General features: G+C 60.9%; 25 protein-coding genes. 4 read left to right on the top strand and 21 right to left on the bottom strand.

The annotated features are described in order from the left end of the window. Positions 1–122: 122 nt before the first annotated feature. From rpoS to BM346_RS00100, 16 genes are all read right to left on the bottom strand, one after another. The gene (gene rpoS, locus BM346_RS00175) at positions 123–1,133 is read right to left on the bottom strand and encodes an RNA polymerase sigma factor RpoS (protein ID WP_092008310.1); all 1,011 of its coding nucleotides are present in this window, start codon (positions 1,131–1,133) and stop codon (positions 123–125) included. Positions 1,134–1,473: 340 nt separating this feature from the next. Then, positions 1,474–2,262, bottom strand: coding sequence for a peptidoglycan DD-metalloendopeptidase family protein (locus tag BM346_RS00170; RefSeq protein ID WP_092008309.1), 789 nt, complete (start codon positions 2,260–2,262; stop codon positions 1,474–1,476). A 320-nt stretch (positions 2,263–2,582) separates the two neighbouring features. Then, positions 2,583–3,530 (bottom strand): DUF368 domain-containing protein, encoded by a 948-nt coding sequence (locus BM346_RS00165; protein ID WP_227662986.1) that lies wholly within the window; start codon positions 3,528–3,530, stop codon positions 2,583–2,585. Between the two features lie 5 nt (positions 3,531–3,535). Further along, positions 3,536–4,192 (bottom strand): protein-L-isoaspartate(D-aspartate) O-methyltransferase, encoded by a 657-nt coding sequence (locus tag BM346_RS00160; protein WP_092013110.1) that lies wholly within the window; start codon positions 4,190–4,192, stop codon positions 3,536–3,538. Further along, complete coding sequence (gene surE / locus BM346_RS00155) at positions 4,189–4,938, bottom strand: 5'/3'-nucleotidase SurE (protein ID WP_092008308.1); 750 nt, start codon at positions 4,936–4,938, stop codon at positions 4,189–4,191. The genes BM346_RS00160 and surE overlap by 4 nt, the downstream gene beginning before the upstream one ends. Before the next feature lie 155 nt (positions 4,939–5,093). Then, positions 5,094–6,134 carry a tRNA pseudouridine(13) synthase TruD gene (gene truD / locus BM346_RS00150; protein WP_092008307.1) on the bottom strand — a complete coding sequence of 347 codons (1,041 nt, stop codon included), beginning with the start codon at positions 6,132–6,134 and terminating at the stop codon, positions 5,094–5,096. Further along, complete coding sequence (gene ispF / locus BM346_RS00145; protein WP_092008306.1) at positions 6,131–6,610, bottom strand: 2-C-methyl-D-erythritol 2,4-cyclodiphosphate synthase; 480 nt, start codon at positions 6,608–6,610, stop codon at positions 6,131–6,133. The genes truD and ispF overlap by 4 nt, the downstream gene beginning before the upstream one ends. 39 nt (positions 6,611–6,649) lie before the next feature. Then, positions 6,650–7,363, bottom strand: coding sequence for a 2-C-methyl-D-erythritol 4-phosphate cytidylyltransferase (ispD, locus tag BM346_RS00140; protein WP_092008305.1), 714 nt, complete (start codon positions 7,361–7,363; stop codon positions 6,650–6,652). A gap of 21 nt (positions 7,364–7,384) precedes the next feature. Next, positions 7,385–7,657: a septum formation initiator family protein gene (locus tag BM346_RS00135; protein ID WP_092013107.1), complete on the bottom strand. Its 273-nt coding sequence runs from the start codon at positions 7,655–7,657 to the stop codon at positions 7,385–7,387. 187 nt (positions 7,658–7,844) lie between these two features. Further along, positions 7,845–9,140 (bottom strand): phosphopyruvate hydratase, encoded by a 1,296-nt coding sequence (gene eno, locus BM346_RS00130; RefSeq protein WP_092008304.1) that lies wholly within the window; start codon positions 9,138–9,140, stop codon positions 7,845–7,847. 97 nt (positions 9,141–9,237) lie between these two features. Beyond that, entirely contained in the window at positions 9,238–10,083 is an 846-nt protein-coding gene (kdsA, locus tag BM346_RS00125) for a 3-deoxy-8-phosphooctulonate synthase (RefSeq protein WP_092008303.1), read from the bottom strand. Positions 10,084–10,119: 36 nt separating this feature from the next. Then, complete coding sequence (locus BM346_RS00120; protein ID WP_092008302.1) at positions 10,120–11,745, bottom strand: CTP synthase; 1,626 nt, start codon at positions 11,743–11,745, stop codon at positions 10,120–10,122. An 87-nt stretch (positions 11,746–11,832) separates the two neighbouring features. Next, positions 11,833–13,152 (bottom strand): tRNA lysidine(34) synthetase TilS, encoded by a 1,320-nt coding sequence (tilS, locus tag BM346_RS00115; protein WP_092008301.1) that lies wholly within the window; start codon positions 13,150–13,152, stop codon positions 11,833–11,835. Next, positions 13,136–14,089: an acetyl-CoA carboxylase carboxyl transferase subunit alpha gene (accA, locus tag BM346_RS00110; protein WP_092008300.1), complete on the bottom strand. Its 954-nt coding sequence runs from the start codon at positions 14,087–14,089 to the stop codon at positions 13,136–13,138. The genes tilS and accA overlap by 17 nt, the downstream gene beginning before the upstream one ends. A gap of 190 nt (positions 14,090–14,279) precedes the next feature. Next, positions 14,280–17,762 carry a DNA polymerase III subunit alpha gene (gene dnaE / locus BM346_RS00105; RefSeq protein ID WP_092008299.1) on the bottom strand — a complete coding sequence of 1,161 codons (3,483 nt, stop codon included), beginning with the start codon at positions 17,760–17,762 and terminating at the stop codon, positions 14,280–14,282. 55 nt (positions 17,763–17,817) lie between these two features. Beyond that, entirely contained in the window at positions 17,818–18,309 is a 492-nt protein-coding gene (locus BM346_RS00100) for a TlpA family protein disulfide reductase (RefSeq protein WP_092008298.1), read from the bottom strand. Positions 18,310–18,420: 111 nt separating this feature from the next. On the opposite strand from BM346_RS00100, the gene arsC reads away from it, so the two are divergent. Genes arsC through BM346_RS00080 form a run of 4 tightly spaced genes read left to right on the top strand, consistent with a single transcriptional unit; the run spans position 18,421 to position 21,630 of the window. Further along, positions 18,421–18,774, top strand: coding sequence for an arsenate reductase (glutaredoxin) (gene arsC, locus BM346_RS00095; protein ID WP_092013104.1), 354 nt, complete (start codon positions 18,421–18,423; stop codon positions 18,772–18,774). Between the two features lie 45 nt (positions 18,775–18,819). Next, a complete protein-coding gene (gene wrbA / locus BM346_RS00090; RefSeq protein WP_092008297.1) occupies positions 18,820–19,431 on the top strand; it encodes an NAD(P)H:quinone oxidoreductase in 612 nt (203 codons plus the stop codon). Positions 19,432–19,474: 43 nt separating this feature from the next. Further along, positions 19,475–19,825, top strand: coding sequence for a DUF2069 domain-containing protein (locus BM346_RS00085; RefSeq protein WP_092008296.1), 351 nt, complete (start codon positions 19,475–19,477; stop codon positions 19,823–19,825). A 23-nt stretch (positions 19,826–19,848) separates the two neighbouring features. After that, positions 19,849–21,630, top strand: coding sequence for a GspE/PulE family protein (locus BM346_RS00080; protein ID WP_092008295.1), 1,782 nt, complete (start codon positions 19,849–19,851; stop codon positions 21,628–21,630). 6 nt (positions 21,631–21,636) lie between these two features. Here the strand turns inward: BM346_RS00080 and BM346_RS00075 are convergent, their stop codons facing one another. Genes BM346_RS00075 through BM346_RS00055 form a run of 5 tightly spaced genes read right to left on the bottom strand, consistent with a single transcriptional unit; the run spans position 21,637 to position 24,742 of the window. After that, on the bottom strand, positions 21,637–22,692 hold the full coding sequence (locus tag BM346_RS00075; RefSeq protein ID WP_092008294.1) for a DUF3080 domain-containing protein: 1,056 nt from the start codon (positions 22,690–22,692) through the stop codon (positions 21,637–21,639). Then, positions 22,670–23,365, bottom strand: a complete 696-nt coding sequence (gene mtnC / locus BM346_RS00070; RefSeq protein ID WP_092008293.1) for an acireductone synthase — start codon at positions 23,363–23,365, stop codon at positions 22,670–22,672. Before mtnC ends, BM346_RS00075 begins: the two co-directional genes overlap by 23 nt. Further along, positions 23,365–23,922, bottom strand: coding sequence for a 1,2-dihydroxy-3-keto-5-methylthiopentene dioxygenase (locus tag BM346_RS00065; protein ID WP_092008292.1), 558 nt, complete (start codon positions 23,920–23,922; stop codon positions 23,365–23,367). Before BM346_RS00065 ends, mtnC begins: the two co-directional genes overlap by 1 nt. Next, entirely contained in the window at positions 23,919–24,551 is a 633-nt protein-coding gene (locus BM346_RS00060) for a methylthioribulose 1-phosphate dehydratase (protein WP_092008291.1), read from the bottom strand. The genes BM346_RS00065 and BM346_RS00060 overlap by 4 nt, the downstream gene beginning before the upstream one ends. Beyond that, positions 24,551–24,742, bottom strand: coding sequence for a hypothetical protein (locus BM346_RS00055; protein ID WP_092008290.1), 192 nt, complete (start codon positions 24,740–24,742; stop codon positions 24,551–24,553). Before BM346_RS00055 ends, BM346_RS00060 begins: the two co-directional genes overlap by 1 nt. Between the last annotated feature and the right edge of the window lie 23 nt (positions 24,743–24,765).

Below are 24,765 nucleotides of genomic sequence, written 5' to 3'. Positions count from 1 at the left end.
TCCATGTTACCCGACTTTTGAGTCGGGCAGTGAGGCAAGAAGGACGACTGCCGCAAATACCGGGCGATAAAAAAGCCGGCTACTCTCGCAGCCGGCTTTTCATGGTACGGGGAAAAGTCCTTTTACTGCTTGAACAGCAGAGTGCTGGAAAGTCCCTCGTTTTCAAGGATTTCCCGAAGGCGGCGCAGCGCTTCCACCTGGATTTGGCGAACACGCTCCCGGGTAAGGCCGATTTCCTGGCCCACTTCCTCCAGTGTGCTGGTGGGGTAACCTCTCAGGCCAAAGCGACGGGACAGCACTTCCTGCTGCTTCTCGCTGAGCTGATCAATCCACTGTTCCAGGCAGGAACACAGGTTGTTGTCCTGCAGAAGGTCGGCAGGGTCTGACGCGCCCTCGTCAGCCACGGTATCCAGCAGGGACTTCTCGCCCCCGGCACCGATAGGCGTATCCATGGAAGCCACGCGTTCGTTCAGGCCCAGCATCCGCTCCACGTCGTTCACCGGCTTGTCCACCATGTGCGCGATCTCCTCCGCAGAGGGCTCATGGTCCAGCTTCTGGGTGAGTTCCCGGGCGGCGCGCAGGTAAAGATTGAGTTCCTTCACCACGTGAATCGGCAGACGGATGGTGCGAGTCTGATTCATGATGGCCCGTTCGATGGTCTGTCGGATCCACCAGGTGGCGTAGGTGGAGAACCGGAAGCCACGCTCCGGATCGAATTTCTCCACCGCCCGGATCAGACCCAGGTTGCCTTCTTCAATCAGGTCCAGCAGGGTCAGGCCCCGGTTGACATATCGCCGGGCGATTTTCACCACGAGCCTCAGGTTGCTTTCAATCATCCGCTTACGGCCCGACTCTTCCCCCTTTCGGGCGAGACGCGCGAAATAGACTTCCTCTTCGGGGGTTAACAGGGGTGAAAATCCGATTTCGTTCAGGTACAGCTGGGTTGCATCGAGCTGCTTCTGGCTGCCGAAATAGCGGCCATGGGGGGTGAAGTCTTTCTCTTCTGCCTCTGCAGAGGCCATCTCTTTCTTTGGGGAATCCTCGCCGGAAACCTCAGGGGTCTCCGCTTCGTCGTCAGTGTCTTCTACATCGGCTACACGATCAATGATGAGTTCTTCATGCTCTGCTGACATAACTCTAGCCCCGCCTTTGAATGATCCTGTCGGCAAGTGCCCGTCCGGAGGTTTACTGCGATTACGGGCCCCTTGCCGGCTTTCGTCCGCTGATTATTTTTGTTGCGAACCCCAATTCCTCGTTTACACGTATCTTGATCAGGACATTTCGCATTCGGGCCAGCCGCGTCACGACTGACACTGTCTGTTTTTTTTGTCTGCTTCTCCCTGTCTCTGCCTGCTTTCCGATTATTGGCCTGTTCGGGAAAAGTCAGGCTTCGATCCTCTCTTTAATGAATTTGTACTACCGTATCTAGGTACTAACGCGAAAAATAAAACCGCTTCCAGTCAAAAGGCTCTGTCAACGAGCCGGCAGATAAGGCATCGGGTCTACCGGGTTGCCGTTTCGTCGGATCTCGAAATGCAACTTATTGCCCTCAGCGCCGGAATCGCCCATTTCCGCAATGGTCTGTCCCTGCTTCACATCTTCGCCTTCCTTGACCAGAATGCGCCGATTGTGGGCATAGGCACTCAGGAAATGCTCGTTGTGATTAACGATGATAAGGTTGCCGTATCCCAGCAGTCCATTACCTGCGTAAACAACATTGCCATCGGCAGCTGCCCGTATCGGATCCCCGGCGTTACCGGCGATATCGATACCCTTATTGACCTGCCCCGATGTAGAAAAATTAGCAATTACAGTGCCAGTATGAGGCCACTGCCAGCTGATGTCGGAAACCGTCTGACTCTGTCTGGCCAGCTCCACACCACGGTCAGGCTTGCGAGTAACCTGCGGTTTGGGATCGGTTTTCGCCGGGGCCGTGGACCGCGCGCTTCTGTCCTGTGAAGCCGTGCCGCCGGAAGAGGCGGCTCTCGGATCCGCGGTTGACGCCGTGCGGGTGCTGGCGGGAACGCGACCCTTGAGGTCAAGGCGAAGTACCTGGCCGGCACGAATATGGTAGGGAGGCTGAATGTTGTTGGCGTTGCCCAGCTCACGATAGTCGCGGCCATAGCGCCAGGCGATGCTGTAAAGGGTCTCACCCTTTTTCACAACATGACGGCCCCAATAGACAGGCGGGTTATAGCGGTCGTCCTGATAGATAGCCGAAGTATTACAGCCCACCATGACCGGCAGCGAGACAGCGACCATCAGAATATACAGCAGGGAACGAAGCCACGGGATACCAGTAGCTGAGGAGTGTGTGGGGCGGCTTTTGCCCTGTTCCGGTCTATAATTCACGAATATGTTAAATTCTTTTTTATATCAAATTCATATTTAGAGTACTGACCTCAGGCACAATTTTGGCTAACCCGCTAATTTATTGCAGGTTTCTATTACACATTCTGGTTACCGAATCTGACCGACTGTTACTCATGGAAACGTTTTCAGGAGAAAGGTAACACTTTCTCACCGTGCCCGTGACAGGTCTCACACCCGAAAAGGGCGACATCCCAGAAATTCCGGGTCCATCACACCCGGGCATCGTCACCTTGTTCACGTTCGAAACGGGCGGCGAGCCATTCGCCGGACAGCACCACCGCAATACCGATCAACAACGCCACTACAGCTACGGTAACCTGCGCCGGCTCACCTGTCACTTCTGCATAATGCATGGGCGTGACGCTGATCTGTTCCATGGGCACCTGGTGGCCGCCGGAATCGGTCCGCCAGCTGGTAACCACCTGCCACGGCCAGACCCGGTTCAGGGCCCCGATCATGAAGCCTGTCAGCAACGCCAGAATTGGATCATGGGCCCTGCGCAGGGCAAAACCGAGGATTCGGGCGAAGCTGAGCAGACCGACTACACACCCGCCCAGGAACAGCAACAGGGTGACAGGGTCGAAGTCCCGCACCGCAGTCAGGACAGGTGCGTACATTCCCAGCACCAGCAGGATAAAACTGCCGGAGAGGCCCGGCAGTATCATGGCACAGATGGCAAGTGCACCTGAGAGGAAAAACATCAACGCGCCGGGCTCGACCCGGCTGATTGTCAGCGTGGTAACCCACCAGGCAAACGCGGTACCCAAGGCAAGCGGCACAAGGAGCACCCATCGCCACCTCTTAAGCCTGCCCAGAACATGCCACACTGACGCCAGGATCAGCCCGAAAAAAAAGCTCCATAGTGCAATCGGATAGGTTTCCAGCGCCCAGGTAATGGCGTTCGCCAGCCCGACCACGCTCGACAGAACGCCGGCGAGCAATACGATGAGAAAGGAGCCGTCAATCTCGTGCCAGAAGCGCCGCCCGCGCCCCTTCACTAATGACCGGAGAAACGCGGAGGGTATCGCGGAAATGGCGCCGAGCAGACGGAAGTAAATTCCCGTGATAAAGGCAATCGTGCCCCCGGAAACTCCGGGTACGATATCGGCCGCTCCCATGGCCATGCCCCGGAGAAAGATCCCCGCGAGGTGTCGGATTCCCTTCAACGTACAACTCCTGCCAGTAACGGAACAAAACGGACCGGTTCAATGTTCTCGGTATGAAAACGGCTGCCCTGACGGGTGACCTTGACCAGCATCTGCTGTTCCTCACCCACCGGCGCCACCATCACACCCCCATCGGACAATTGCCCGAGAAGCTCTTCGGGCAGTGTTCGGGGCGCTGCCGTCACCATGATGCCATCGAACGGCGCCCGGTCAGGCCAGCCCATGGGACCGTCTGCCAGGCGCAGCATGACATTGCGCAGCCTGAGCAGGTGCATGCGCTCACGGGCCTTGTCCTGAAGCGGCTTGATCCGCTCGACACTGAACACCTCTTCACAGAGGTTTGCCAGAATGGTGGTCTGGTAACCGGATCCGGTCCCCAGTTCAAGCACCCGCTTCGGGCTGGCCGACATCATCACTTCTGTCATGCGGGCGACGATATAGGGTTGCGACAGGGTCTGGCTGTGGCCAATCGGCAGAGAGGTATCCTCATAGGCCCGATGTGAAAGCGCCTCGTCCAGGAAGATATGCCTTGGAACCTGCTCCATGGCGCCCAGCACCCTTTCATCACTGATGCCCGCTTCCCGCAGCCTCTGGATCAGTCGCATACGGGTACGACGGGAGGTCATGCCAATGCCGTCAATTGCCACCATCAGCGACCGGCCTCCACCCATTGCCTGAGTGAGGAAAGCGCCTCGTGTCGGGTCATATCGATGTGCACCGGGGTGATGGACACGAAGTTCTGACTGACCGCATGGAAATCCGTACCGGGACCCGCATCGCTGCCCTCTCCGGCGGCACCGATCCAGTACCGGGCCTTGCCGCGGGGACAGGTCATGGGTACCGCCCCCTCGGCCCGTGCCCGGTGACCCAGCCGGGTGACACGAAAACCGGCAATGGCTTCCCAGGGAACGTCCGGAACATTCACATTCAGGATGCAGCGAGCGCCCAGGTCCGGCCAGTCTTCCCTTTCAAGAAGCTCGCGAACCACCCGGGCAGCGGTCTCGTAATGAAAGTGGCCGTCATTGACCAGAGAGACCGCGATGGCCGGCAGGCCCAGGTGGCGGCCCTCGGTGGCCGCAGCCACCGTACCCGAATAGATGATGTCATCACCCAGGTTAGCGTGGGTGTTGATTCCGGAAACCACCCGGTCGAAGGGTTCGTCGAACAGCCCGTTGACGGCAAGGTGAACACAGTCCGTCGGCGTGCCGTCCACCGAACGAAAACCTCCGGGATGCTGCTCCACGGTCAGCGGTCGGTTGAGGGTCAGGGAATTGCTGGCACCACTGTGGTCGCGGTCCGGGGCGACCACCTCGATTTCTGCCACCCCTTCAAGGCCGGAATGCAGGGCCACCAGCCCAGGGGAATGAACCCCGTCATCGTTCGACAGCAAGATACGCACGATTACCTGACTCTCCGAAATGTTCTGGCGGGCGGAGACCGGGTTTTCCCGAATCCCCCCTTACCCGACTGAAAAATGATTCTGCGACAAAATTCTAACGGATTAATGATGACTTTTGTGTCATTCATGGTGACTGAGCGAACGTTTTCGGTAAATTACGCCCCTTCGTCCGTCTCCCGCAGATCGAGAACCGAGGACAGCATCGTGGTCGCGTACTGTCCAGGCGGCAGACTGAAGCGAATGTCCAGGGTGGTCTCGCCGTCACACTCGACGAACTGCCAGTTCAGGCCGTCCGGTCTCAGCACCAGCTCACGACGCTCCGGGGCCATGCGGGTACTGGCGAACACGGCCTCCATAGCGGGATAGCCACCGACAACCTCCCGCTCAAGACGACCCTGCCCCCCCGTGGCGACGGTGCCACCATCGCCCCACAGGGGACCAGTGGCCTGCTGGGGGTCGGGCTCGCCTTCCAGACGTTGCCGCCAGCTTCCGTCCAGCACACGTGCCGCCAGCACTTCGTTGAATAACCACGACCGAGCCGCGGAAAAATACATTCCCTCGCGGGCGCCCGAGGACTTTCGACGGCGGCCCCTGTCCCGGGGCCGACGACTCATGGCGATTGCACGGTCCAGGTTGGCACCATCATGGCCAAACCGCTGTGAGCCGAAATAGTTCGGACAGCCATGGCGGGCCATCAGCTCCAGATGGGCCTGGATCCGTTCCCCGACCCCCTGCAGCTCCCGTATGCGGATCTCGAATTCGTTGGCACTGTGCTCGCCGCGTCTCAGCTTGCGGCTGCGGCGGGCCACCGCCAGTACTGGCCACTGGCTGTGCACTGCGCGGACAAACTCGACGTCTTCCCCCTCCCTGCCCGGCCGCTGGACGCTGAACCACTGCCGGGTCACGGCCTGTCGGTCCTTCAGACCGCAGTAGCCGATGCCGGCCTCGCCGCAACCGGCCATTTCGCCCAGCTGGCGGGCGACCCAGGGAGTGTTGTCGCCGGTTTTCTCCACATACAGCAGCAGATGCTCACCCGCGCCCGGCACATCGGTGATTTCGCCAGCACTCACACTCGCGACAGGATCCGTGTCTGACCACTGCTCGTGGACCCGGAAATCCTCAGGAAAGCGCTTGAGAACCCCTGAACCGGTCTGCTCACCCAGAGCCGATGGCCATGACAGTCGCCAGGAACTCATGTCTCCACGTCGTCAAGGAGACAGATGGCCTGGCAGGCGATGCCTTCCTCGCGACCCGTAAACCCGAGATTTTCCGTGGTTGTGGCCTTGACGCTGACACAGTCCATGGAAACGCCGAGGTCTTCGGCAATGTGCTGGCGCATGGCGGCCATATGGGGAGCCATCTTCGGCGTCTGGGCGATGATGGTTGCGTCCACGTTGATCACGCGGAAGCCGCGGTCCGACACCTGACGAAGCACCTCCCGCAACAACACGCGACTGTCGGCCCCCGCCCACTCATCGCTGGTATCCGGGAACAGGTGACCGATATCACCCAATGCCGCAGCGCCGAGCAGCGCATCCGCCAGAGCGTGAAGGAGGACATCTCCATCGGAATGCGCTTTCAGTCCGCGATTGTGGGGGATGGGCACGCCCCCGAGAATGATCTCCGCGCCGTCGCAGAAGGCGTGAACATCGAAACCCTGACCAATTCTCATAAAAACCTGCCTGTCCGGAAAGAAAGGGTTTACCGGCCGTCAATCACCACTGGCCTGACGGGAGAGGATGAACTCCGCCAGGGCCAGGTCTTCCGGCACGGTAATCTTGATATTGTCGGCACGCCCGGCGATCACTTCCGGCATCTGGCCGTCCCGCTCCATGGCGGATGATTCGTCGGTAATGGATTCTGGATCATCCCGTACGCCCCTGTGCAGGGCCGCCATGAGCGGGCCATAGCGAAACATCTGGGGCGTCAGGGCTCGCCAGAGGCGGCCCCGGTCCATGGTGCCCGCTACCTGCTGGGTACCTGGTGTGACCTCCTTGATGGTATCGGCCACCGGGGCCGCAAGCAGCCCCCCCACCGGGTGGTCGGCCAGCTGACTCACAAGCCGCAGCACATCGTCCCGATGGATACAGGGCCGGGCCACATCGTGGACCAGAACCCAGTCCTGCTCCGCGGCCCGACCGGAAAGATACTGCAATGAGGCAAGAACCGAGTCGGCGCGGTCCGAACCACCAACACAGGTGTCTATTCGCCCATCGGCCGCGCTCTCGCTTGCGGGCCACCACCTGTCTGTGCTGCTCAGAGCAACGACACAGCCCTGCCAGGCCATGATGGACATCAGCCTGGAGAGGGTAATATCCAGTACAAAGCGGTCAGATATGGTCAGATACTGTTTGGGGCAGTCTGCCCGCATTCGCTGGCCAATGCCGGCGGCGGGTACAACAAGCCAGGATCGGGGGGATGTCATAGAGCGTGAAGGACCAGAAAGTCAGGGTTCCACAACCAGGAAGAAGGTTTCATCGCGATGGATAAGCCCCAGGTTCTTACGGGCCCTCTCCTCGACGGCACCCTGCCCGGCACTGAGGTTGCGTACCTCGGCGTAGAGGCGGTCATTGCGGGCGGCCAGCTGGGCGTTTTCCCGGCGCTGTTCCGCTATGGTTTCGCTCAGGCTCCAGACCTGCGCAAAGCTGCCTTCCCCAACCCACAGGCGGACCTGGAGCAGGACAATCAGCACCACCATGACGGACCAGAGCACTTTCATTACCGGAATCCTTGAACCTTCACTGTTACGGCCTTCATCCTGAACCGTCAGCAGCCGCCGTCCCATGGGGTACGGGCCGCCCACTCCTGGAGCCAAAAAACCGCCGGCTCTGCAAAAGGTTATCCTGCAGACACCGACGGCCCCCAGAGTCTAGCTCAGACATTGCGATCCTGCACTACCCGATTGCCTAACCCTGGCCCTTGATCTCGCTCAGGCCACGATACGGGGCCTTGCCACCCAGCGCCTCTTCAATACGCAGCAGCTGGTTGTACTTGGCCACTCGGTCGGAACGGCACAGGGACCCTGTCTTGATCTGGCCCGCACAGGTAGCGACGGCCAGGTCCGCGATCGTGGTGTCCTCGGTCTCACCGGAGCGGTGGGAAATCACCGCAGTGTAGCCCGCATCCTGGGCCATCCTGATGGCGTCCAGTGTTTCCGAAAGACTGCCGATCTGGTTGAACTTGATCAGGATGGAATTGCCAACGCCTTTCTCGATGCCTTCTTTGAGGATCCGGGTATTGGTCACGAAGAGATCGTCACCCACCAGCTGGACCTTGCTGCCCAGCTTGTCGGTCAGAATCTTCCAGCCATCCCAGTCACTCTCATCCATTCCGTCCTCGATGGAGACGATGGGGAAACGCTCACAGAGCCCGGCCAAGTAATCGGCGAAGCCAGCGGAATCGAAGCTCTTGCCTTCACCAGCGAGCTGGTACTGGCCTTCGCGATAGAATTCCGAGGACGCGCAATCCAGCGCCAGGGTCACGTCCGTGCCCAGCTTGTAACCAGCTGCCTCAACGGCTTCCCTGATGGCCGCCAGGGCAGCTTCGTTGGAGGGCAGGTTGGGGGCAAAACCACCCTCATCACCCACTGCGGTATTCAGACCCTGGCTTTTCAGCACCTTCTTGAGACTGTGGAAGATTTCGGCACCAATACGCAGGGCCTCGGCAAAGCTTTTCGCGGATACCGGCTGAACCATGAACTCCTGGATGTCGACGTTATTGTCCGCGTGCTCGCCACCGTTGAGGATGTTCATCATCGGAACCGGCATGGAGAAACGACCGCTGGTGCCGTTGATGTCGGCGATGTGCTCATAAAGAGGCTTGCCCAGGGAGATGGCGGCCGCCTTCGCGGCGGCAAGGGAAACCGCCAGAATGGCGTTGGCGCCCAGCTTGGCCTTGTTATCCGTACCGTCGAGATCGAGCATGATCTGGTCCAGTTGCCGCTGATCGGCAGAATCCTTACCCACCAGGGCATTACGGATGTCGCCTGTAATCGCGGCCACGGCCTTGGTTACGCCCTTGCCAAGGTAGCGGCTCTTGTCCTGATCGCGCAGCTCCAGCGCTTCACGGGAACCGGTGGAGGCTCCCGATGGGGCGCAGGCGCGGCCCAGGGTGCCGTCCTCGAGAATGACATCGGCTTCCACCGTTGGATTACCGCGGGAATCCAGGACCTCACGGGCCTTGATATCTGCGATCTTGGTCATGTTGCTCTATCTCCGGAAAGTTTGCTTAACGTTTGTAACCAGGAACTTCAGACTGCCCCGCCGGCGCACACGGTTGGTCCGACAGTGCTTGTGGCATTCAGGCGGTATCCAGGGGCTCGAAGCCCTTTACCAGATCGTCCATTGCCTTGACCTGCCTCAGGAACGGTTCAAGCTGGCTGAGGCGCAGGGCACAGGGACCATCGCACATGGCCTGCTCGGGATCCGGATGCGCTTCCAGGAAAAGTCCCGCCAGCCCCTGGGACATTCCCGCCAGGGCAAGATCCCCAACCTGGGCACGGCGCCCACCGGCGGAATCCGAGCGACCACCTGGCATCTGCAGGGCGTGGGTGACATCGAAAAACACCGGAACACCGAGATCTTTCATCTGACCGAACCCCAGCATGTCCACCACCAGGTTGTTATAACCGAAGCTGGTACCGCGCTCACACAGAATGACCCGGTCGTTACCGGCCTCCTCGCACTTGCGGATAATGTGGGCCATCTCCCTGGGCGCCAGGAACTGAGCCTTCTTGATATTGATCACAGCGCCGGTCCTGGCCATGGCCACAACGAGATCCGTCTGGCGGCTCAGGAACGCCGGCAACTGGATTACGTCGCAGACCTCCGCGGCGGGCGCCGCCTGCCAGGGCTCGTGGACGTCGGAAATGATCGGAACCTGGAATCGCTCCTTGATATCCGCCAGCAACTGGAGGCCCTTCTCGAGGCCAGGTCCACGGAACGAGGTTATGGACGAGCGATTGGCCTTGTCGAAGGATGCCTTGAACACATAGGGGATGCCGAGTCGACGGGTGACGTCGACGTAGGCCTCGGCTATCTCGAACGCCAGCTCGCGGGATTCCAGCACATTCATGCCTCCGAAGAGAGCAAAAGGCCGGTCGTTGGCGATGGTCAGGTCCGCGATGGACAGAGTGTGTTGAGCCATTGAATTACAGTCCTTGGTCAGAACATCCGGGGCCGATCATCGCCCCGAATGCTTCAGCGCCGCTTCCACAAATCCCTTGAACAGTGGATGACCATCCCGGGGCGTGGAGGTGAATTCCGGGTGGAACTGGCAGGCCACGAACCAGGGGTGATCGGGCACTTCCACGACCTCGACAAGCTTACCGTCGGTGGATCGACCCGCCACCCGCAGACCGGCCTGCTCCAGTTGGGGCACGAAATGGTTATTCACTTCATAGCGGTGACGATGCCGCTCCCGGATCACGGTCTTGCCGTAACAGGCACTGATGGTCGTATTCTCGGTCAGTACACAGTCCTGGGCGCCCAGACGCATGGTTCCGCCGATGTCGGATTCCTCGCTGCGCTCCTCACGATTGCCACTGGCGTCCAGCCACTCGGTAATCAGTCCGACCACCGGTGCCGGCGAGTTCTCCCGGAATTCACTGGAGTGGGCTCCCTCCAGGCCGGCAACATGACGGGCGTACTCGATAACCGCCACCTGCATTCCGAGACAGATGCCCAGGTAAGGCACCTTTTTCTCACGGGCATACTGGACCGTGCGGATCTTGCCTTCCACGCCCCGCTCACCGAATCCGCCGGGTACCAGGATGGCGTCCGCCTTGTCGAGGACACTGGTGCCATTGCGCTCGATGTCCTCGGAGTCGATGTACTCGATCTTCACGCGGGTCCTGGTCTTGATACCAGCGTGCAACAGGGACTCGATCAGGGACTTGTAGGCATCCAGCAGCTCCATGTATTTGCCCACCATGGCGATGGTGACTTCCTGCTGGGGATAGGTAAGGGCATCCACGACCGAGTCCCACTCACTCAGATCAGCCTCGCCGGCCTTGAGATTGAAACGCTCGATGATGAGCCCGTCCAGGCCAAAGCCGTGGAGCATGCGGGGAATGGCGTAGATGGACTTGGCGTCCTGCAACGGAATGACGGCCCGCTCTTCAACGTTGGTGAACAGGGCGATCTTGCGCCGTGAGCCGGCGTCCACTTCGTGCTCGGAACGGCACAGCAGGATGTCCGGCTGCAGGCCGATGGAGCGCATCTCCTTGACGGAATGCTGGGTGGGCTTGGTCTTGATCTCCCCGGCGGTGGCGATGTACGGCACCAGGGTGAGATGCATGAACAGTGCCCGCTGGGAGCCGACTTCAACCTTCAACTGACGGCAGGCCTCAAGGAACGGCAGGGATTCGATATCCCCGACGGTACCGCCGATTTCCACCAGAGCCACGTCCACGCCGGCGGCGCCTTCCACGACGCGACGCTTGATCTCATCGGTAATGTGGGGAATCACCTGCACGGTGCCGCCGAGATAGTCACCACGACGCTCCTTGCGGATAACCTCCTCATAAACCCGGCCGGTGGTGAAGTTATTGCGGCGGGTCATGGGCGTTCGGATGAAGCGTTCGTAGTGGCCCAGGTCCAGATCGGTTTCTGCACCGTCCTCGGTAACGAAGACCTCACCGTGCTGGAACGGGCTCATGGTGCCCGGGTCCACATTGATATAGGGGTCCAGCTTGAGAATCGTGACCTTGAGGCCCCGCGCTTCCAGGATCGCAGCCAGGGAGGCCGATGCGATACCTTTCCCCAATGAGGACACAACACCGCCGGTGACGAAAATATAACGCGTCATGCAGATTCCGTGATTGTCAGGTTCAGTAAAGGAGGGAGATTGTCATCTCAAGATGGGGCGCCAGATTACCAGAAAGCCCCCCACCGCTCAATCACATTCCCGCCGCAAGTCTATCCACCAGCCACTGGCACCAGCCGGTTTTTTCCAGTCCGGATGACACCAGAGATCCGCCACTGCCACCAGCTCGTCATCATGCCACACCAGGGGCAGGCCTGCCCTCTCCCAGGGGGGAACACCCTGCTCCTGCAACCATTTCTTCAATGCCCGGGAGGGCCCGCCGGGTCTCGGACGAATTTCCTCGCCGCCCGCCCTGGTACCCACCCGCAACTCCGGTGACGGGACAGGCGGGGCCCCGGAAGCCCGCAGGCACACCTGATAGCCGCCTGTCCGCAGCGGCTGCCCGGCGAGCAGAGGCACACCGGAGAACACCGGCGGGGCAGTTGGGGAGACCCGGTAAATATGCTCCTGAAAGCGGCGCAGGGCAAACTCCCCGGCCCTGATCTCGGGCTTTCGGTCCGCTGCCGACCAGAGCAGATCATCCAGCTCCTGATCTGTCAGGGTGCGATCAAGCCTGCCCCCGAGCCACCATTGCAACAGGTTCCTTACCTCCACCCTGGACAGCAGACGCAATCCCTCCAGCTGCAACCGTCCACGCTGATCGCTCAGGCGGGAGAACTGTTCCCGGGCCAGGGCATCCGCAAGTTCCGCCGCCTCGCCGCAGGCCTTCGCGGTGGCGGACAGACGTTTACCCAGTTCGGGCCAGCGCTGGACCAGTTGCGGGAGAATCTGATGACGGAGAAAGTTCCGGTCCTGCAGCTCACCGGCGTTGCTGGGATCCTCCACCCACCTTATGCCCGCGGCGAGGGCCTGCTGGCGCAGCAGGGACCGCGGGAATCCCAGGAGAGGACGTACCAGACGGGCGGGTCCAAGGGACCGCTGTGACGGAATACCCGAAAGCCCTTTCACGCCGCTGCCCCGCAAAAACCGGAACAGCAGCGTTTCCAGCTGGTCGTCGCCATGATGGGCCATCAACAGCACATCATCCGCTTCAAGCCGTTCCGCGAAAGCGCGATACCGGGCATGCCGGGCAGCGGTTTCGATACCTCCGGCCCGACCCTCTGAGGATCCCGGCAATGTCACCGTTGCCACGTCCAGGGGAATACCGAGTCTTTCGCAGGTATCGCGGCAGAAGGCTTCGAAGGCACCGGCCGCGGGCTGCAACTGATGGTTAACGTGGATGGCACTGACGCGATCGGCAAACACCTTTCGGGCCAGGTAGAGCAGAAGGGTTGAGTCCAGGCCACCGGAAAGCGCGACCCGGACCCGGCCCCGGATCTCCAGCGCCTGCAGCGGCGCCAGCATTTCCGGGGGGAATTCGGGAAGGCGGTGACTACCGCCCTGTGTCATAGCGGGTCAGGCGCTCGTAGCGGCGCGCGACCAGTTCATCCTGGCTGAGGCTCCCCATCTCGTGCAGACCCTTCAGCAATTCCTCCTTCAGGGTGTCGGCCATTTCGGACGGATTTCTGTGCGCACCCCCCAGGGGCTCCCCGATGACCGTGTCCGCCACGCCCAGCTCTTTCAGGCGCTCTGCGGTCACACCCATGGCTTCCGCCGCCTGGGCCGCATAGTCGGCACTCTTCCAGAGTATGGATGCGCAACCTTCGGGAGAAATGACCGCGTAGGTGGAGTACTGCAGCATGTACAGGTGATCACAGACACCTATGGCCAGCGCGCCACCGGAACCGCCCTCGCCCACCACGGTGGAGAGGATCGGCGTTTTCAGACGGGACATGAACGCCAGGTTGCGGGCGATGGCCTCACTCTGGCCACGCTCCTCGGCGCCGATGCCGGGATAGGCACCGGGGGTGTCAATGAATGTCAGCACCGGCATCCGGAACCGCTCGGCCATCTCCATCAGGCGCAGGGCCTTGCGATAGCCTTCCGGGCGGGGCATGCCGAAATTGCGGCGCACCTTGTCACGGACTTCACGTCCTTTCTGGTGGCCAATGATCATCACCGGCTGGCCGTCCAGACGTGCGGTGCCCCCCACGATGGAAAGATCATCCGCATAGGCACGATCACCGTGGAGCTCATCGAAGTCCTCGAACATCATTTCGACGTAGTCGAGAGTGTAGGGCCGGCGGGGATGGCGGGCCAGCCGGGCGATGTCCCAGGGCGCCAGGTCCGAGAAGATGCTCTCGGTCAGGTTGATGCTCTTGCTGCGAAGCCGGTTGATCTCATCGGTGATGTTGATTTCCGTGTCGTTCCCGACCAGCCGAAGCTCTTCGATCTTGGCTTCCAGGTCGGCGATAGGCTGTTCGAAGTCCAGATAATTTGGGTTCATGGTGTTCCGTCAACTTGAGTCTTGTCGGCGCCACCTCGGGCGCCGCAGGGTTGGGAGCGTCTGAAGATCTTCACCACCGGAATCTGTCCGGACGGTTCCAGAAGCCCCTTAAGCTTGGGGTAAAGATAGCAACGCAATGCCTTGAAAAAAAGCGGACCTTGGTATGAGTGTGACAGCCCGCGTGCAAATCTCAATCATAGACCAGTTCAACGCCACTATCCCCCACCAGGTATTTCAGCTCGTGCAACAGGTTGTCGTCAGGCTGCACACGCCAGCTCTCACCGAGCTCAATACGGGTACTGGCATTGTCGCTGACGTAATCGATCCACACCGGACTGCCTTCGCTGCGAAAAGGTCGAAGTGTACTGTCCAGCTTGTCGAGCAGACCGTTCTGCAGCTGCTTTGCCTCCAGCCTGAGCTGCAGGCCGCGACTGAAGGACTGTCGCGCGGTGGCCACATCCATCACGGAACTGACCCGCATCTTCATCTGCCCGGAGTAATCGTCGTGGCTCACCTGCCCTTCCAGCACTATGACCTGATCGGACTGGAGCAGCTCACGATTCTCGTTAAACGCCTCGGAAAACAGGGTCGCCTCGATACGACCGCTGCGATCGTCGAGGGTGACGAAGCACATGGTCGAACCGGTGCGGGTTTTCATGGTTCGCTGGGCAACGATCAGACCCGCGATTCGCTGGGGTGAGCGGGACGGCTGGAGTTCGGCGATGGATGAACGTACAAATCGCCGGACTTCCTTCTCGTACTCATCGAAGGGATGACCGGTGAGGTACAGGCCAAGGGTGTCCTTCTCGCCCTTGAGGCGTTCCTTCTCGGGCCACTCCCGCACATGGGCCACATCCGCGAAGGGATCGGTTCCCTCATCGGCGCCCAGAATGTCGCCGAACATGTCCGTCATCCCCGCCGATTCATTGCGGGACTGCTGGCCCGCCTGCTGGATCGCTTTCTCGATACTGGCCATCATCTGGGCCCGGCCCGGCCCCAGCTTGTCCACGGCCCCGGACCGGATCAGCGCCTCAAGAGCCCGCTTGTTGACCTTTTTCAGCTCCACGCGGCAGCAGAAATCGAACAAGTCCTTGTAGCCCCCTCCCTCCCGGCGCCCTTCGACAATACTCTGTATGGGCCCTTCACCGAGACCCTTGATGGCGCCCAGGCCATAGACGATCTGGCCTTCGTCATTCACGGTAAAGGTGTACTCGGAGGTGCTTACATCCGGGAGCACCAGGTCCAGTCCCATGGCCCGGCACTCCTCCACCAGGGTCACCACCTTGTCGGTGTTCTGCATATCCGCGGTCAGTACAGCGGCCATGAATTCGGCAGGATAATGAGCCTTCAGCCACAGGGTCTGATAGGACACCAGGGCGTAAGCGGCAGAGTGGGACTTGTTGAAGCCGTAGCCAGCGAACTTTTCCACCAGGTCGAAGATGTTCTCCGCCAGGGTCTTGTCGATGCCATTGTTCTCGCAGCCATCGAGGAAGATCTGCTTCTGCTTTGCCATTTCCTCGGGCTTCTTCTTGCCCATGGCCCGCCGCAGCATGTCGGCTCCGCCCAGGGTGTAGCCCGCCATGACCTGGGCTATCTGCATGACCTGCTCCTGATACAGGATGACCCCATAGGTGGGCTCCAGAACCGGCTTGAGGCCTTCGTACTGGTAATCCGGATGCGGGAAGGACATGGGCTGGCGACCGTGCTTCCGGTCGATGAAGTCATCCACCATGCCGGATTGCAGCGGCCCGGGCCGGAACAGCGCCACCAGGGCGATCATGTCCTCCAGGGAGTCCGGCTGCAGGCGACGGATCAGGTCTTTCATGCCCCGGGATTCCAACTGGAACACCGCCGTGGTCTCGGCTTTCTTCAGCATGTCGAAGGATGGCGAATCGTCCAGGGGGATCTCGCTGATATCCAGGGGCGCCTCGCCCCGCTTCTCCCGCCGCGGGTTGATCATGTCCAGCGCCCAGTCAATGATGGTGAGCGTCCGCAGGCCAAGGAAGTCGAACTTCACCAGGCCGGCGTCCTCCACATCACCCTTGTCGAACTGGGTTACCAGGCTGCCGCCCTCGTCGTCGCAGTACAGCGGCGAGAAATCGGTGATCTTGGTGGGTGCAATCACCACGCCACCGGCGTGCTTGCCGGCGTTACGGCAGATACCCTCAAGCTTGAGGGCCATCTCCCAGATTTCCTGGGCTTCCTCATCCTGCGCCAGGAAGTCCCGTAACGGCTCCTCCTGCTCCACGGCTTTTTCGAGGGTCATACCCACCTCGAAGGGGATCATCTTGGAAAGCCGGTCAGCGAGGCCATAGGACTTACCCTGGACCCGGGCAACGTCCCTCACCACCGCCTTGGCGGCCATGGTGCCGAAGGTGATGATCTGGGACACCGCCTCGCGGCCGTATTTCTGGGCAACGTAGTCAATGACCCGGTCGCGCCCCTCCATGCAGAAGTCAACGTCGAAGTCGGGCATCGACACCCGTTCCGGATTCAGGAAGCGCTCGAACAGCAGATCGTACTGCAGGGGGTCGAGGTCGGTGATGAGCTGGGCATAGGCCACCAGGGAGCCGGCACCGGAGCCCCGGCCCGGGCCCACCGGCACGCCATTGTTCTTGGCCCACTTGATGAAGTCCATCACGATCAGGAAGTAACCGGGGAACCCCATCTGGATGATGATATCCAGCTCGAAGTTCAGGCGTTTGTAATAGGCTTCCCGTTTGGCGTCATACTCCGGGTCGTCCTTGCTGAGTGTTTTTGCCAGGCGTTCTTCAAGCCCCTCTTCGGAGACCTTGCGGAAATACTCGTCCATGGTCATCCCTTCCGGGATGGGATACTTGGGCAGGAAGTACTCCCCCATCCGCACCGGGACGCTGCAACGGCGGGCGATCTCGATGGTATTGTCGATGGCCTCGGGAATATCGGAAAACAGTTCCACCATTTCCTCGGCGCTGCGCAGGTACTGCTGGTCACTGAAGCGGCGCTCCCGACGCGGATCAGCGAGGGTCCGGCTTTCTCCGATACACACTCGGGCCTCGTGGGCCTCGAAGTCCTCCTGATGCAGGAAATGGACATCGTTGGTGGCGACCACCGGACAACCGGTCTCCACCGCCAGCGCGACGCTCTGGTGGAGGCTTTCCTCGTCGTTCACCCGCCCGGTGCGTTGCAGCTCCAGGTAGTAGCTGTCCGGATAAAGCTCCATCCAATAGGCCAGTCGCTCCCGGGCCAGCTCAGGCTTGTCCGCCAGCAGAGCTTTCCCCACGTCCCCCATCTTGGCCCCGGAAAGGGCGATCAGGCCCTCCCGGCGGGCCTCGAGCCAGGGCCGCGCGATAATGGGCTTGCCGTAACGCTGGCCTTCCGTATAACCGAGGGAAACAATTTCAGTCAGGTTCAGGTAGCCTTGCTGACTGCGGGCCAGCAGGGTCAGGCGGAAGGGATTTCCCGGTTCATCCGGATTCTCGAGCCAGAGATCCACCCCCGGAATGGGCTTGACTCCCGCTCCCATGGCTGCCTTGTAGAAGCGGACCAGGGAACACATATTGGACTGCTCGGTCAGCCCCACCGCAGGCATGCCGAGTTCCTTGACCCGGTTTACCAGCGGTTTGACGCGAATGAGGCCATCCACCATGGAGTATTCGGAATGGACACGAAGGTGGACAAAATTCTGGCTCATGGTGCTCGCTTTCCCGCTATTCATTCAATCCCGGATTCTACCCCAACCGGGGCATTCAGTCCTGCCCCGTGAGAGCCAGCAACCCGTCTTTGGTCTGCGGGCCCAGCAGTGTCTCTTTCAGTTCCCCGTCCGGTGTCACGACAAAGGTGGCAGGCAGAGCGCCAGGCAGCGTCCAGCCGAGCTCGGGCGCCGGATCCTCCGCCAGCATGGTAAACTCGATACCCATGCGCTCGCCCAGGCCGACCAGTGCCTGGCCTTTGATGCCGTCGAAGTTCACCGCCAGCACCCGGATACCGTCCACGGCATCCACTTCGTTGAGTTCCGGAATTTCCTCAAGGCAGGGCTTGCACCACTCCGCCCAGTAATTGATCAGCACCCACTCCCCCCGCAAAGACGACCACCCCAGAGAGTCTCCGGTGGCGGTGGCGAAACTAGGGTTGCCGTCACCCGCGTTCCCCGACGAGCCGGTCCCGGGCGGCTCATCACAGCCCGCCAACGCGATGGTTACCGCGATTGTCACTGCCAGAAAAACGGGGTACTTCCGCATCGGACCTCCTGATAGACTTGGGCCTTCTACTGCGGCTGACGCCGCCGGCAAACTGTTTTTCGAGAACTTCATTCCAGGACAGACATCGACATCATGGCCGATCATTATCCGCTGCCCGATACCACACGCATCTACCACAACCCCCACTGCTCCAAGTCCCGTCAGGCTCTGGCATTGCTGGAGGAGCGGGGCGTGAAGCCGGAGGTCGTCCGGTATCTGGAAACGCCGCCCGGAGCCGACGAACTCGCCGGACTGGTGAGCGCCATGGGGTGTCAGGTAAGGGATATCATCCGCATAAAGGAAAGCGAATACAAGGAACTGGGACTGGACAACGAGGCCCTCTCGGAACAGCAGCTTCTGGCGGCCCTGAGCCGGCAGCCGGGACTGATCCAGCGCCCCATCGTGGTCCATGGTGGCAGGGTCGTGATCGGCCGGCCGCCGGAAAAGGTCCTGGAGCTCCTGTAAACCGTAATTACCTGTATTATCCCTATCCAGCCACAGGATCTTGCCATGACCACCAAGACCAGTGAACAGCCCTACATCCTGGTGCTGTACTATTCCCGTACCGGCCATACAGCCACCCTGGGAACGCAGATTGCTCGGGGCGTCGCCAGGGTCGAAGGCATCGAGGCCAGAATCCGGGCTGTACCGCCGGTTTCTCCCGATACCGAAGCCACGGAGCCGGCGGTCCCGGACGAGGGCGCGCCCTGGGCCACCAAGGCGGACCTTGAGAACTGCGCCGGTCTCGCCATGGGCAGCCCGACGCGCTTTGGCAACATGGCGGCACCGCTCAAGCACTTTCTGGACACAACCGGCGACCTCTGGGTCAGTGGTGCCCTGGAGGGAAAACCCGCCGGCGCCTTTACTTCCACCGGTAGCCTGCACGGTGGTCAGGAGTCCACGCTGCTGACCATGATGGTCCCCCTGCTCCACCACGGCATGGTACTCTGCGGCCTGCCCTACACCGAAAAGGCCCTGTCGGAGACCGAGACCGGCGGGACGCCCTACGGGCCTTCCCACTGGGCTGGAACGGACGTGGAAAAGTCCGTCAGCGACCACGAAAAATCCCTTTGCCAGGCCCTCGGCCAAAGGCTCGCCAGGCTCGCGCTGGCGCTCGCCTGACGTCTCCCCGAACTGATTTCCCATTCACCTGTCAGGACATTCCATGCTGTATTCCGAAACCGCAAAGACAACCCGCGCCCTGACGATTGCGCTCTATACTCTGGTACTGGCCCTGCTGGTTATCTCCACCTTCTGGCCCGATCCGGTCGAGGACGTATCCGTCGCTCTGATGCTGGCGGTCAAGCTGATCCCGCTGCTGCCCTTCGCCTGGGTGGTGCTACGGGGCCATAACCGGGGCTATATCTGGATGAGTTTCGTGGTGATTTTCTACTTCACCCAGGCGGTGGTTTCGGCATGGCTGAGCGAGGGCGATGCGATACCCGTTCTTATGGCCGTGCTCACCGGCTCGCTGTTTACCGTCGCCATGGTGCACCTGAAGGTGAATCGGCCATGACCGACACAAGGAGGTTCTGAGACTTGGAAACCGTCGCCGGCAAGACCACGCCCGACCACACCCTGACCTTGCGGGAGCTATGCAACGCCCTCGCCGATCAGGGCGAAATCAGCCGGGAGGACGCGGACCGGGTGCTGACTGCCAATCTGGGCGCTGAGGCCCGAGCAAGGCACCCGCTGGAAGTAATCGCCATCGCCGGTCTCAGCAGCCTGAAGGACAGCCGCAGCCTGGATCTCGAAAAGCTGACCCGATGGCTGGCGCGCTGGGCCGGTCAGCCCTACTATCACATCGACCCCCTCAAGATCGACGCTCCCGCCGTTGCCCGGGCCATGTCCTATGCCTTCGCCCAGCGCCATCACATTCTTGCGGTGGAGGTCACCGAGCAGGAAGCGGTGATCGCAAGTTCGGAGCCGTTCAAGAGCGACTGGGAAACCAATCTCCGTCATGTACTCAAACGCCCTGTCCGGCGAGTGGTGGCCAACCCTGAGGACATTCGCCGCTATACCGTGGAGTTCTACCAGCTGGCAAGCTCCGTGAGCAAGGCGGGCGGAGCGCAGGCCCGGGGTGGTGGTAACCTCAATAACTTCGAGCAGTTGCTGGACATCGGCCAGAGCGCCAGCCATGACGCCAATGACCAGCATGTGGTCAAAATTGTGGATTGGCTGCTGCAGTACGCGTTTGATCAGCGGGCCAGCGATATCCACATCGAACCACGGAGGGAAACGACCCGGGTCCGGTTCCGTATCGACGGTGTGCTGCACAATGTTTACGAGTTTCCCGAGCAGGTGGGTACGGCGGTCACCAGCCGGCTCAAGATACTGGGCCGGCTCAACGTGGCCGAGAAGCGTCGCCCCCAGGACGGCCGCATAAAGACCCGCAAGCCCGACAACCGGGAGGTGGAGCTGCGCCTGGCCACCATGCCCACGGCCTTTGGCGAGAAAATGGTGCTGCGGATCTTCGACCCGGAAGTGCTGCTCAAGACCTTCGAGCAGCTGGGATTTTCCGTCGAGGACCGGGATCGTTGGCATGATATGACCAGCCGCCCCCATGGCATTGTGCTGGTGACCGGGCCCACCGGGTCGGGCAAGACCACAACTCTCTACTCCACCCTCAAGCAACTGGCTACGCCGGACCAGAATATCTGCACCATCGAAGACCCCATCGAGATGGTGGAGCCGGCCTTCAACCAGATGCAGGTGCAACACAACATCGACCTGACCTTCGCTTCCGGCGTCAGGGCCCTGCTGCGACAGGATCCCGACATCATCATGATCGGCGAGATCCGGGATCTGGAAACAGCGGAAATGGCGGTTCAGGCGGCCCTCACCGGCCACCTGGTGTTATCGACGTTGCACACCAACGACGCCCCCAGTGCCTTCACCCGACTCCTTGAACTTGGCATCCCCCCTTATCTGATCCGCGCCACGGTTATCGGCGCGATGGCCCAGAGACTGGTCCGGCTGCTGTGCCCCCACTGCAAGGAGGCCACCCCGGTCGAGGAAGATGCCTGGACCACCCTTACCAGGCCCTGGAAGGCGCCCGTCCCCAAACGGGTTTTCCGGCCCGTGGGCTGCCTTGAGTGTCGCGACACCGGCTACCTGGGCCGGGCCGGAGTCTACGAGATCCTGGGTATGTCCCGCACCATCGCCGGCCAGATCAACGACCGTTGCGAACTGGAGCAGTTACGCCTGGATGCCTATCGGGATGGCATGAAATCCCTTCGACTGAGCGGTGCCCAGAAAGTGGCGGCGGGCCAGACAACGATTGAGGAAATACTGCGGGTGACGCCGGAGAGCCAACGCTGAAGCCGGTCAGGTTCCGGGGCGCAGGCCACACTGCTCCAACTGCCGCTGCCACAATTCGATATGGCGCTGCTGGCTGCGATCCAGCTGCGCCCAGAGGCTGTCGCCGCCCAGCCTCAGATAGGTCTGGTACCAGCTCCGGAAACTCTGGGGCATAACGGTTTCCTGACGCTCAGCCAGGGTCGTCAGGGGCTGGATGATCTGATTCCGGCCTCGCCGGATTGTGGCGAGGTAGGGCTGAACCCGTTCGATGAAGACACGGAAGAACATGCCCTGGACAATGTCCGACTGACTGTTGGGCTTGCCCCCCAGACACAGAGGCCGGTCCTCCAGCTTTGACGCCAGCACATCACTGGCGTCGTCCAGGCGGGTGACCAGCATACGGGCCGAGAGGATCAACTGACCGGCAGTATCGTGAGCCTGCCATTGCTGATGAATCGCGCCAAGTCCTTCCAGACTGACCCCGGTATTACCGGCAAACAGTGGTTCGAGCATGTGGTTCAGGCTGCGCAGGTCGGCGGCAAGATTGGCCACGGGGGCCGCTTCCACCGGATAGGGTCCTTCAGCGAGAGTGAACAGCTTTTCCATTTCTTCCACGCCCCAGGTCGCGTTCCAGATGGCGATGGGAAGATTCTCACGCTTGCTGCGGATGGCCTGCGCTACCTCCTCCTTCAGTCCCTCATCGTCGATTTTTGGCAGGCACTGCTCTGCCGCCTCTATGAAGCGAACCTCGTAACGAAGCCGGTTCGCGGGCTGCATCACCCGACCCAGAATGGAAGCCCGTTCTCCCGCCACGGCTTGCAGGTCGCAGCCAAACAGCGACAGGAAATCAAGCATGCCCAGCTCAACCTCGGGCATTTGCAGTATCCGGTCACGGCGCCTGGGCAGGGAGTCAGCGGGTGGAATCGCAGAGAGTCGATAGGGCTGGTCAAGTACGCGGGCAGTGCGTTCCACGTACTCATCCATAAGGCTCTGGGGCGCACTGAAAGGATTGCAGCCCGCCAGCACTCCCACCAGCAGCAGGGTAGCCGGGGGACGGGCGCTAACGCTTGAGGAGCTTGGCATCGACCTCACGGAAATCTCGGGCAACGGGGCGACTGGTGGTCCCGGGCAGGTCACCGTCGCGGATCAGCCAGCAGGTTTTGAGACCCACCGACTCTGCCGCCCTGAGTTCATCCTCGACATCGGACAGGAACAGAACCGTGGAAGGCTCCACCCCCAGTTCCCCCAGAATGGCCTGGTAAGAGGATGGTTCCTTCTTGCCACCCACATTGGTGTCAAAGTAGCCGCTGAAGTAGGGAGTCAGATCGCCCTCGCTGGAGAAGCCGAAGATCAGTTTCTGGGCCTTCACTGATCCAGAGGAGTAGACATAAAGCCGCAGGCCCCGGTCATGCCAGAAACGCAGGTACTCGGCGGCATCCGGATAGACGTGGCCATCGAAGGCGCCCCTCTGGTAGCCCTGCTCCCACAGCAGTCCCTGGAGGGTTTTCAGCGCCGTTTCCTTACGGTCCTCGTCGATCCACTGCTCAAGTACCTGGATCAGGCCTTCCACGTCATCGCGGTCGCACCCGGAGACCCCCGCTACTTCATCCAGCTGCTCCCGGACGGCCGGATCCTCCTGCTCCCGCTCCCGTATGAAACCGGCCAGATGCTCCCGGGCGTAGGGAAACAACACCTCATGGACAAAGGAGATGGAGCTGGTGGTACCCTCTATGTCGGTTATGATCACCCGAATCATCATGCCGCTCCGGCGAGTCGCTCATAACGGGGCAGCTGGCTGGCAATCTCCTCACCGGTGAACTCCGCCACCCAGCCTTCCGGATTGGTAAACAGCCGGATGCAGGTAAACTCCGGCTCCGGCCCCATGTCGAACCAGTGGCGGGTGCCGTTGGGAACACTGATCAGGTCGTTCTGCTGGCAGAGCACCGCGTACACCTGCTGATCCAGATGAAGATAGAATAGTCCCTGCCCCCTCACAAAGAAACGTACCTCGTCCTCGCTGTGGGTGTGTTCGTCCAGGAACTTCTGCCGGAAGGCTTCTTTCTCGGGGTTGTCCGCCGTAAGGCCAACCACGTCTGCGGTCACAAAACCACCCTCCTGCTTCAGCCGCGCGATCTCATCCCCATAGGCCTCGAGAATGGCGTCCGTGCTGGCGTCCGCAGGCAGCGAACGGGTCGCCCACTGCTCGAAGCGAATGCCTTTCTCATTCAGCAGGCGGGCAATCTCCTGTGGGTTCTGGGTCACCTGCTCGGGAGTTTCTGGCCGGCTCTCTTGAAAAATACTCAGCGTAGTCATCCGCGGACCCTCATGGTTTCAAGTTCACATTCAAACAGAAATTCAAACGCTTCCACATGACGCAGGCACTCCGCCATGTCCCGCCCCCAGGTGTACAGGCCGTGACCGCGAATCAGGTACCCGGGCTGTTGCGGATGGTCCGCCAGCCACTGCCGTGTGTCGGCCGCCAGGGCAGCAATATCCTGGGTGTTGTCGAACACCGGCACCTCTACCCTGCCTTCGTGGGTGCTCACCCCGGCGAATGCCTTCTGCAGTTCATAATCCTCAAAGACAAGGTGTTCCCCCGCGGGCACAAGCCGGCTCAGTACGGTAGCTTTCACCGAATGGGTGTGAAGCACGGCACCAAGGTCCTCGTTGTCGCTGTAGAGCACGGTATGCAGGAGCGTCTCCGCCGATGGACGGCAGTCACTCTGTACCGGCTTACCGGTCAGGTCGACGACCATCACGTCCTGTTCCGCCAGGCGGCCCTTGTGGCGGCCCGAGACGGTAATCGCCAGGTGATTGCTGTCGATCCGCCGGGAGTAATTGCTGCTGGTGGCCGGCGACCAGCCGCGACCATACAGGAACCGTCCGGCATCGCAGATTTCCCGGGCCGCCTGGCCGTAGCGGATCACGTCAAATCCTGCCATTACCTGATCACCGGCTTGCCTTCGCGGTCGTTCCAGATCTTGCGCTCCCCGTCACCCAGCTTGCCTTTGGAGTCCCAGACCTCCCGGTCAGTGGTGGCTTCCTTTACCTTGCCCTGACTGTCCCAGATAGTCCGGTTTTCACAGCCCGCCAGGGCAAGGACGACAATGGATACTGCGATTGCTTTCTTCATTCAATCCACCTTATGGGCCAATG

The sequence above is a fragment of the Marinobacter daqiaonensis genome (assembly GCF_900115285.1).
Classification (GTDB): domain Bacteria; phylum Pseudomonadota; class Gammaproteobacteria; order Pseudomonadales; family Oleiphilaceae; genus Marinobacter; species Marinobacter daqiaonensis.
This window is presented reverse-complemented; position numbering and strand designations above follow the sequence as displayed.

Excerpts from the sequence above, each read along its gene's own strand:
- truD (WP_092008307.1), bottom strand. The coding sequence starts at position 6,134 with ATGAGTTCCTGGCGACTGTCATGGCCATCGGCTCTGGGTGAGCAGACC.
- BM346_RS00065 (WP_092008292.1), bottom strand. The coding sequence starts at position 23,922 with ATGACTACGCTGAGTATTTTTCAAGAGAGCCGGCCAGAAACTCCCGAG.
- BM346_RS00055 (WP_092008290.1), bottom strand. The coding sequence starts at position 24,742 with ATGAAGAAAGCAATCGCAGTATCCATTGTCGTCCTTGCCCTGGCGGGC.
- BM346_RS00120 (WP_092008302.1), bottom strand. The coding sequence starts at position 11,745 with ATGACGCGTTATATTTTCGTCACCGGCGGTGTTGTGTCCTCATTGGGG.
- BM346_RS00170 (WP_092008309.1), bottom strand. The coding sequence starts at position 2,262 with ATGGTCGCTGTCTCGCTGCCGGTCATGGTGGGCTGTAATACTTCGGCT.
- accA (WP_092008300.1), bottom strand. The coding sequence starts at position 14,089 with ATGAACCCAAATTATCTGGACTTCGAACAGCCTATCGCCGACCTGGAA.
- BM346_RS00100 (WP_092008298.1), bottom strand. The coding sequence starts at position 18,309 with ATGCGGAAGTACCCCGTTTTTCTGGCAGTGACAATCGCGGTAACCATC.
- dnaE (WP_092008299.1), bottom strand. The coding sequence starts at position 17,762 with ATGAGCCAGAATTTTGTCCACCTTCGTGTCCATTCCGAATACTCCATG.
- BM346_RS00075 (WP_092008294.1), bottom strand. The coding sequence starts at position 22,692 with ATGCCAAGCTCCTCAAGCGTTAGCGCCCGTCCCCCGGCTACCCTGCTG.
- rpoS (WP_092008310.1), bottom strand. The coding sequence starts at position 1,133 with ATGTCAGCAGAGCATGAAGAACTCATCATTGATCGTGTAGCCGATGTA.
- eno (WP_092008304.1), bottom strand. The coding sequence starts at position 9,140 with ATGACCAAGATCGCAGATATCAAGGCCCGTGAGGTCCTGGATTCCCGC.
- BM346_RS00085 (WP_092008296.1), top strand. The coding sequence starts at position 19,475 with ATGCTGTATTCCGAAACCGCAAAGACAACCCGCGCCCTGACGATTGCG.
- kdsA (WP_092008303.1), bottom strand. The coding sequence starts at position 10,083 with ATGGCTCAACACACTCTGTCCATCGCGGACCTGACCATCGCCAACGAC.
- BM346_RS00060 (WP_092008291.1), bottom strand. The coding sequence starts at position 24,551 with ATGGCAGGATTTGACGTGATCCGCTACGGCCAGGCGGCCCGGGAAATC.
- wrbA (WP_092008297.1), top strand. The coding sequence starts at position 18,820 with ATGACCACCAAGACCAGTGAACAGCCCTACATCCTGGTGCTGTACTAT.
- tilS (WP_092008301.1), bottom strand. The coding sequence starts at position 13,152 with ATGACACAGGGCGGTAGTCACCGCCTTCCCGAATTCCCCCCGGAAATG.
- ispD (WP_092008305.1), bottom strand. The coding sequence starts at position 7,363 with ATGACATCCCCCCGATCCTGGCTTGTTGTACCCGCCGCCGGCATTGGC.
- BM346_RS00135 (WP_092013107.1), bottom strand. The coding sequence starts at position 7,657 with ATGAAAGTGCTCTGGTCCGTCATGGTGGTGCTGATTGTCCTGCTCCAG.
- ispF (WP_092008306.1), bottom strand. The coding sequence starts at position 6,610 with ATGAGAATTGGTCAGGGTTTCGATGTTCACGCCTTCTGCGACGGCGCG.
- mtnC (WP_092008293.1), bottom strand. The coding sequence starts at position 23,365 with ATGATTCGGGTGATCATAACCGACATAGAGGGTACCACCAGCTCCATC.